General features: G+C 74.0%; 1 pseudogene. It reads left to right on the top strand.

Going from position 1 to position 9721, the window contains the following annotated elements:
- Positions 1-43: 43 nt before the first annotated feature.
- Positions 44-9622 (top strand): annotated as a pseudogene (locus tag IE241_RS18600) (non-ribosomal peptide synthetase); the annotation flags it as partial.
- Positions 9623-9721 lie beyond the last annotated feature (99 nt).

The following is a 9721-nucleotide window of genomic DNA, read 5'->3' as shown; positions in this document are numbered from 1 at the left end:
CATGACTGACTCCACCGACCTGACCCCGGCAGACGACCCCGGCGCCGGATCCGCGCTCGAGGACGTCTACCCCCTGTCCTCCCTCCAGGAGGGCCTGCTCTTCCACGCCGTCTACGACGACGGCTCCCGCGACGTCTACGTCGTCCAGTCCCACCTCGACCTCGACGGTCCCCTCGCGACCGCCGACCTCGCCGCCGCCACCGACGCGCTGCTGCAGCGCCACGCCAACCTGCGCGCAGGCTTCTGGTACGACGACGGCGAGGACCCCGTCCAGTTCGTCCAGCGCCACGTCGGCACCCCCCTGCGCGAACTCGACCTCACCGCGCTCGCCGACGACCGGCCCGTCCAGGACGAAGCCGTCCTCGCCGCCATGGAGCAGGACTGGAACCACCGCTTCGACCTCGCCGAGCCCCCGCTGCTGCGGCTGACCCTGCTACGGCTCGGCCCGGACGCCGCCCGGCTCGTCGTCACCTGCCACCACCTGCTCCTCGACGGCTGGTCCATGCCGATCCTCGTCCGGGAGCTGCTCACCCTCGTCGGCTCCCGCGGCGACCTGGCCGCCCTGCCGCCCGTACGCCCCTACCGCGACCACCTCGAACTGCTCGCCTCCCGCGACGCCGACGCCGCCCGGCGCGCCTGGGCCGCCGCCCTCGACGGCATCACCGAGGCCCGCCCCGTGGCCCCGGGCGCCGGCCTCGGCACCCCGGCCGAACCGGCGGACGTCGAGGCCGAGGCCGGCCCGGACCTCACCGCCGCCCTCACCGTCGCCGCCCGCACCCGCGGTCTGACCCTCGGCAACGTCCTGCACACGCTGTGGGGCGTCCTCGTGGGCTCCCTCACCGGCGCCACCGACGTCGTCAGCGGCACCACCGTCTCCGGCCGCCCCGCGGACCTGCCCGGCGCCGACGCCATGGTCGGCCTGTTCATCAACACCCTCCCGGTCCGCGTCCGCCTGGCGCCCGGCGCCACGCTCGCCGCCACCGCCGCCGCCGTACAGGCCGAGCAGGCCGCCCTGATGGACCACCAGCACCTCGGCCTCGGCGGCATCCAGCGCCTGACCCCCGTCGAAGGCCCCCTCTTCGACACCCTGCTGGTGGTGGAGAACTACGCGGGCAGCGACGACGTCTCCGGCGTCCTCGGCGCGGCCGCGGCCACCGGCGGCCTGCGCGTCACCGGCCTCGGCGCCCGCGACGCCACCCACTACCCGCTGACCATGCGCGTCCTGCCCGGCGACACCCTGCGCCTGGAGCTCGGCTACCGCCCGGACGTCTTCGACCGCGCGGACGCCCGGCGCATCACCGACCGATTCCTGCACCTGCTCACCCTGTTCGCCGCAGCCCCCGAGACGCCGCTGGCCCGGCTCGACCTGCTGCTCCCCGACGAGAGCCGGGCCCTGGCCGAGGAGTGGAACGCCACGGACCGGCCGGTGCCCGGCGGCACGCTGGTCACGCGATTCGCCGAGCGGCTGGCGGCGACGCCGGACGCTACGGCCGTGGTGTACGAGGGCCGAAAGCTGACGTACCGTCAGCTCGATGAGCAAGCGGGCGCGCTGGCCGCCGAGCTGACCGCGGCCGGTGCCGGCCCCGACCGGATCGTCGCCGTGGCCGTGCCGCGCTCCGCCGAACTGATGGTGTCCCTGCTGGGCGTGCTGAAGTCCGGCGCCGCCTACCTGCCGCTGGACCTCGACCACCCCGCGGAGCGCCTGGCGGGAATGGCGGACGACGCCGCGCCCGTGTGCGTCCTTACCGTCGCGGCCGAGCGCCCCCGGCTCTCCTGGCTGCAGGACGTGCCCGTCCTGCTCGCCGACGAACCCCGCGTCGCAGCCCCACTCGTGCAGCCCGTGGCGGGCCCGCAGCACGCCGCCTACGTCATCTACACCTCCGGCTCCACGGGCCGCCCCAAGGGCGTGGTGGTCACGCACGAGGCCGTCGTCAACCGCCTGGACTGGATGCGCGACGCCTACGGCATCGGCGCCGGGGACCGGATCCTGCAGAAGACCCCGGCCAGCTTCGACGTCTCCGTCTGGGAGTTCTTCCTGCCGCTGGTCAGCGGCGCGGCCGTCGTCCTCGCCCGGCCGGGCGGGCACCGCGAGCCGGACTACCTCGCCGGGCTGGCCGAGCAGGCCGCCGTCACCACGGCGCACTTCGTCCCGTCGATGCTGACCGCTTTCACCGCGGCCGCCGAGCAGGACGAGACGATCCGCAGTGGTTTCCGGGGCGTCCGCCGCGTCTTCTGCTCGGGCGAGGCCCTGCCTGCCGCGGCCGTGGACCGGTTCGCGGCCCTGTGGCCGGACATCGAACTGCACAACCTGTACGGGCCGACCGAGGCGGCCGTGGACGTGACGTACCACCGGGCGGTGCCCGGCGCCGGCGTCGTCCCGATCGGCCGGCCGGTGTGGAACACCCGCCTGCACGTTCTGGACGCGGCCCTGCGCCCCGTACCGGCGGGCGTGCCGGGCGAGCTCTACCTCGCCGGCGTCCAGCTGGCCCGCGGCTACCTGAACCGCCCGGGGCTGACGGCCTCGCGCTTCGTGGCCGACCCGCAGGGCCCGGCCGGGACGCGCATGTACCGCACCGGCGACCTGGTCCGCCGACGGGCCGACGGCGCCGTCGAGTACCTGGGCCGCACCGACGACCAGGTCAAGGTCCGCGGCTTTCGCATCGAACTCGGCGAGATCGAGGCCGTCCTCGCCGCCCACCCGTCCGTCCGGCACACCGCCGTCCTGGCCCGCACCACCGCGGCCGGCGCCCAGCACGTCGTCGCCTACGTCGTCCCCGCCGCCGGTGCCGGCGCCGACCCCGACGCCCTGCGCGCCGCCTGCGCCGACCGGCTGCCGGAGTACATGGTCCCCTCCGCCTTCGTGACCCTCGACGCGCTGCCGCTGAGCGTCAACGGCAAGACCGACCGCAAGGCGCTGCCCGACGCCGCACCGGACGCAGGCGCGACCGCCGACGACCGCGCACCGGCCACCGGGACCGAGGCCGCCCTGTGCGCCCTCTTCGCCGAGGTCCTCGGACTCCCCGGCGTCGGCGTCCACGACGACTTCTTCCGCCTCGGCGGCGACAGCATCGTCTCCATCCGCCTCGTCGGAGCCGCACGCGCCGCAGGGCTCACCCTCAGCCCGCGCGACGTCTTCGAAGGCCGCACCCCCGCCGGGCTGGCGGAGCGGGCCGGCCACGGCACGCCCACCGGCGACACCACCGGCCCGGCCGTCGTCACCGCCGCCGAACTGCCCGCGCCCGGCGAGCAGGACGCCGCGACCGTCCGTGCCGCCGTCCCCGGCGTCACCGAGATCTGGCCGCTCTCCCCGCTCCAGCAGGGCCTGCTCTTCGAGGCCCTCTACGACGAGGACGCCCTCGACGTCTACACCTCCCGCGACGTTGTCACCCTGCGCCGCCCCGTCCCCGCGGAGACGCTGCGCACCGCGGTGACCGCCGTCCTCGACCGGCACCCCAACCTGCGCGCCGGATTCCTCCACGACGGACTCGACCGGCCCGTCCAGTTCATCCCGGCCGGCACCACCGTGCCCGTCACCGAGACCGACCTGCGCACCCTCGCGCCCGAGGCCGCCGACGCCGAACTGCGGCGGCTGCAGGACGCCGAGGCCCGCACCCGCTTCGACCTCGCCGCCCCGCCCCTGGTGCGGCTGTCCTCCGTCCTCACCCCCGACGGCCGCCAGCACATCCTCGTCACCCACCACACCCTGCTGTGGGACGGCTGGTCCACCGGCCTGTTCCTGCAGGAGCTGCTCGCCTGCTGCCACGCCCTGGTGGCCGGCGGCACCCTGCCGCAGCCCGGCCCGGGCGACGACCGGCCCTTGGCCTACCGCGACTTCCTCGCCTGGCTCCACACCCAGGACACCGCCGCCGGCGAAGAGGCCTGGCGCTCCGCCCTCGCGGGCGTCGACGAACCCACGCTCATCGCCCCGCAGGCCCGCGAGCGCGCCGCCCTGCTGCCCGAGGAACACGTCACCGAGCTGACCGCCGGCCTCACTTCCCGTATCACCGGCTACGCCAGGACCCACGGCCTGACGCTCAACACCGTCCTCTCGGGACTGTGGAGCCTGCTACTGGCGGGACTGACGGGGCGCCAGGACGTGGTCTTCGGCACCACCGTCTCCGGACGCCCGGCGGAACTGACGGGCATCGACCGCACCATCGGCATGTTCCTCAACACCGTCCCGGTCCGCGCCCGCCTCGACCGGCACGAGACGGCCGTCGCCTACCTGGCCCGCCTCCAGGGCGAGCAGGCGGCCCTCCTTCCGCACCATCAGCTCAGCCTGGGCACCATCCAGCGCGCCGCCGGAGCGGGCCGCCTCTTCGACACCCTCCAGGTGCTGCGCAACACCCCCGTCGACCAGGGCGAGCGCGACCGCATCGGACATGCCCTCGGCGTGGACGACGTCACCGACGTGGACGCCACCCACTTCCCGCTGATCTTCGCGGCCAACCCGGGCGACCGGCTCACCTTCGAATGGAAGTTCCGCCCCGACGTCTTCGACCGCGCAACGGTCGAGGAGCACGCGCAGCGCTTCGTCTCCCTCCTGGAACAGATCACCGCGGACCCCGGCGTGCTCGTCCGGCACCTCGACGTGCTCACGGAGTGGGAGCGGGGCGCGGTCCTGGGGGAGTGGGCGCAGACGGGGCGTGAGCTGCCGGAGGCCTCGGTGGCGGACCTGCTGGCCGAGCGTGCGGCGGCCGTGCCGGACGCGGTGGCGCTGGTCGCGGGCGAGCGCATGTGGACGTTCGCGGAGCTGGACGCCCGGGTGAACCGCCTGGCCCGCCTGTTCCTCGCCCGCGGCGCCGGGCCGGAGAAGGTGGTGGCCCTCGGCCTGCCGCGGTCGCTGGAGATGGTGGCGGCGCTGTTCGCGGTGCTGCGGGCCGGTGCGGCGTATCTGCCGCTGGAGCTGGACTACCCGGTGGACCGGCTCGCGTACATGGTCGAGGAGACTGCACCGGTCGTCCTGATCACGGACTCGTCCGTACGCGACCGCATGCCGGGCGTCGACGGCGTTCCCCGCGTGGAGCTGGACGACGCTGCCGTCGTGGCCGAGCTGGCGGGTCTGCCGGACGGGCCGGTGGAGGCGCGGGTGGATCTCGACGCCGCCGCGTACGTCATCTTCACGTCGGGCTCGACGGGCCGCCCCAAGGGCGTCGTCACGCCCTACCGCGGCCTGACCAACATGCAGCTGAATCACCGCGAAGCCATCTTCAACCCCGTGGTGGAGGCGGCCGGCGGCCGGTGCCTGCGCATCGCGCACACCGTGTCGTTCTCCTTCGACATGTCGTGGGAGGAACTGCTGTGGCTCGTCGAGGGGCACGAGGTGCACGTCCTGGACGAGTCGCTGCGCCGTGACGCCGAAGGACTGGCGGCTTACTGCGCCGAGCAGGCGGTGGACGTCATCAACGTGACGCCGTCGTACGCCCAGGCACTGGTGGAATGCGGGCTGCTGGAGGCGGACCGTCACCGCCCTGTCCTGGTCCTCCTCGGCGGCGAAGCAGTGCCCGAGTCGCTGTGGCAGCGGCTGAAGGACACGCCCGGTCTGATCGGCTACAACCTCTACGGTCCCACCGAGTACACGATCAACACGCTCGGCGGCGGCACGCTCGACAGCGACACCGCGACCGTCGGCCGCCCCATCTGGAACACGCAGGCCCATGTGCTGGACGCGTGGCTGCGTCCCGTCCCGGTCGGCGTCCCGGGCGAGCTGTACGTATCCGGCGTCGGTCTGGCGCGCGGCTATCTGAACCGTCCGGGCCTGTCGGCGGGCCGCTTCGTCGCGGACCCCTTCGGCGAGCCGGGCGGGCGGATGTACCGTACGGGCGACGTCGTCCGGTGGCGCCGGGACGGTCTGCTGGACTTCCTCGGCCGCGCGGACGACCAGGTGAAGATCCGCGGCTACCGCGTCGAGCCCGGCGAGATCGAAGACGCGTTGGCGCACCTGCCCTCCGTGGCGCAGGCCGCGGTCGTGGTCCGCGAGGACACCCCCGGCGTCAAGCGCCTGGCGGCCTACCTCGTGCCCGCATCCGCGGACGGCATCGACGCCGCCGCCGTCCGCCGTGCGCTGGCGGAGTCCCTGCCGGAGTACATGGTTCCGTCCGCGATCGTCGTCCTGGACGCGCTGCCGCTGACCGTCAACGGCAAGCTCGACCGCAAGGCCCTCCCCGCCCCGGACCTCGGCGCGACCGGCACCGGCCGCGCTCCCGCCGACGCCCGGGAAGAGCAGCTGTGCGCCCTGTTCGGCGAGGTGCTCGGAACGGGCCCCGTCGGCCCCGACGACCACTTCCTCGACCTGGGCGGCCACTCCCTGCTGGCCACCCGTCTCGTCAGCCGGATCCGTACGGCCCTCGGCACCGACCTCGCCATCCGCGACCTCTTCGAGGCGCCGACCCCGGCCGCGCTCGCCGAGCGCACCGCCGGGGAGACGGCCGGCCGGCCCGCCCTCGTACGCCGCGAGCGCCCGGCCGAGCTGCCCCTCTCGCACGCCCAGCGCCGCATGTGGTTCCTGCAGAACCTCGACGGCTCCGGCGCCACCTACAACGTCCCGCTCGTCGTCCGGGTCAGCGGCGCGCTCGACACGGACGCGCTGCGGCTCGCCGTGGCCGACGTGACCGGCCGCCACGAGAGCCTGCGCACCGTCGTGACCGAGCACGAGGGCCGCGTCGTCCAGCGCATCCTCGACGCGCCCGCCCCCGCCGACGCGCTGCACGTCGTCGCCACCACGGAGGCGTCGCTGGAGACCGACGTGAAGGCGGCCGTACGGCACGGCTTCGACCTCGCGCGCGAACTGCCCCTGCGCGTCACCGTGCTGGACATCGGCCCCACGGACCACGTCCTGGTGCTGCTCTTCCACCACATCGCCGGGGACGAGTGGTCGATGCTGCCCTTCGTGGACGACCTCACCACGGCGTACACCGGCCGTGTCGGCGGCACCGCCCCCGACTGGCAGCCGCTGCCCGTCCAGTACGCGGACTACACGCTGTGGCAGCGCGATCTGCTGGGCGACCCCGCGGACGAGCAGAGCCTGCACAGCCGCGAGGCCGCGTACTGGAAGCAGGCGCTGGCCGGGCTCCCGGAGGAGCTCGCCCTGCCCACCGACCACCCGCGCACCCCGGGCACCACCGGCCTCCGCGGCGACACCGTACGGGCCCAGGTGCCGCAGGCCGTCTACCGCGGGCTGCGCGACGCCGCCGCGGCCACGGGCACGACGACGTTCATGGTCCTGCAGGCGGCCGTCGCCACCCTGCTCCACCGGCTCGGCGCGGGTGACGACATCCCGCTCGGCGCCCCGGTCGCGGGCCGCTCGGACGCCGCGCTCGACGGGCTCGTCGGCTTCTTCGTCAACACGCTCGTGCTGCGCAACGACCTGTCCGGGGACCCGACGTTCGCCGAGCTGCTCGGCCGCGTCCGGGAGCACGACCTGGCGGCCTTCGCCCACCAGGACCTGCCCTTCGACAGCCTCGTCGAGGCCGTCAACCCGCCGCGCGTCCCCGGCCGTCACCCGCTGTTCCAGGTGATGCTCGGATACCGGAACAGCGACGGCGAGGCCCGCCGGCTCCTCGGGCTGGAGAGCCGCATCCTTCCGTTCGAACTGGGCGCCGTGAAGTTCGAGCTCGACTTCAACTTCGAGGAGACGCCGAGCACGGAGGAGATCGACATCGCCTTCGAGTACGCGGCCGGCCTCTACGACCGCTCCACCGCCGAGGCCCTCGTGGAGCGGCTCCTGTCCCTCCTCGCCCAGGTGGCCGAGAACCCGGCCCGCCGCATCGGCGCCCTCGACGTGCTCACGGAGTGGGAGCGGGGCGCGGTCCTGGGGGAGTGGGCGCAGACGGGGCGCGAGCTGCCGGACGCCTCGGTGGCGGACCTGCTGGCGGAGCAGGCCGCTCGTACGCCGGAGGCGGTGGCGCTGGTCGCGGGCGACCGTGTCTGGTCGTTCGCGGAACTGGATGCGCGGGTGAACCGTTTCGCCCGGCTGCTGCTGGCGCGGGGCGCCGGGCCGGAGAAGGTGGTGGCTTTGGGGCTGCCGCGGTCGCTGGAGATGGTGGCGGCGTTGTTCGCGGTGCTGCGGGCCGGTGCGGCGTATCTGCCGCTGGAGTTGGACTACCCGGTGGACCGCCTCGCCTACATGGTGGAGGAGACGGAACCCGTCGTCCTGCTCACCGATTCCACGGCGCGCGCCCGTATGCCGGAGGTCGACGGGGTGCCGCGCGTGGAGTTGGACGACGCTGCTGTCGTGGCCGAGCTGGCGGGTCTGCCGGACGGGCCGGTGGAGGCGCGGGTGGATCTCGACGCCGCCGCGTACGTCATCTTCACGTCGGGCTCGACGGGTCGCCCGAAGGGTGTGGTCACGCCCTACCGCGGTCTGACGAACATGCTCCTGAACCACCGCGAGGCCATCTTCGACCCCGTCGTCGCCTCCGCCGACGGCCGGCGGCTGCGCATCGCGCACACGGTCTCGTTCTCCTTCGACATGTCGTGGGAGGAGCTGCTGTGGCTGGTGGAAGGCCATGAGGTGCATGTCCTGGACGAGTCGCTGCGCCGTGACGCCGAGGGACTGGCCGCGTACTGTGCCGAGCAGGCGGTGGACGTCATCAACGTGACGCCGTCGTACGCCCAGGCACTGGTGGAATGCGGTCTGCTGGACGAGGACCGTCACCGCCCTGTCCTGGTCCTCCTCGGTGGCGAAGCGGTCCCCGAGTCGCTGTGGACGCGCCTGTGCGAGACGCCCGGCCTCATGGGCTACAACCTCTACGGCCCGACCGAGTACACGATCAACACGCTCGGCGGCGGCACGCTCGACAGCGACACCGCGACCGTCGGCCGCCCCATCTGGAACACGCGCGCCTACGTCCTGGACGCGGCGCTGCGGCCGGTGCCGGTGGGCGTCCCCGGTGAGCTGTACGTGTCCGGCGTCGGTCTGGCGCGCGGCTATCTCGACCGCCCGGGCCTGACCGCCGGCCGGTTCGTCGCCGACCCCTTCGGCGCGGCCTTCGGTGAGCCCGGCGCCCGGATGTACCGTACGGGCGACGTCGTACGGTGGCGCCGGGACGGCCTGCTGGACTTCCTCGGCCGCGCCGACGACCAGGTCAAGATCCGCGGCTACCGCGTCGAGCCCGGCGAGATCGAGGACGCCCTGACCGGCCACCCCTCGGTGGCCCAGGCCGCCGTGGTCGTCCGCGAGGACACCCCGGGCGTCAAGCGCCTCGCCGCGTACCTCGTCCCCGCCTCCGCGGACGGCATCGACGCCGCCGCCGTCCGCCGTGCGCTGGCGGAGTCCCTGCCCGAGTACATGGTCCCGTCGGCCTTCGTCTTCCTCGACGCGCTGCCGCTGACGGTCAACGGCAAGCTCGACCGCAAGGCGCTTCCCGCGCCCACCGCCGCCGACATGGCCGCCGGCGGCACGGGCCGGGCCCCGCGCGACGTGGCGGAGAAGACGCTGTGCGACGTCTTCGCCGACGTCCTCGGGCTGCCCGAAGTCGCGGTCGACGACAGCTTCTTCGAGCTCGGCGGCCATTCGCTGCTGGCGATGACCCTGCTGCACCGCATCCGCGAGGCCTTCGGCACCGGCGAGGACGGCCCGGGTATCGGCGACCTGTTCGCCGCGCCCACCGTTGCCGAACTCGCCGCCCGCTTCCGGGAAGCCGCGCCCATGACTACTTGACCCTCCCTGATCCCGATCCCGTAAACCCGTCAACCCGTAAACCCGTAAACCCGTAAAAGG

It is taken from the genome of Streptomyces hiroshimensis, from assembly GCF_014650335.1.
GTDB lineage: Bacteria > Actinomycetota > Actinomycetes > Streptomycetales > Streptomycetaceae > Streptomyces > Streptomyces hiroshimensis.
Note: the sequence above shows the minus strand (reverse complement) of the source record. Positions and strands in the feature narration are given on the sequence as shown.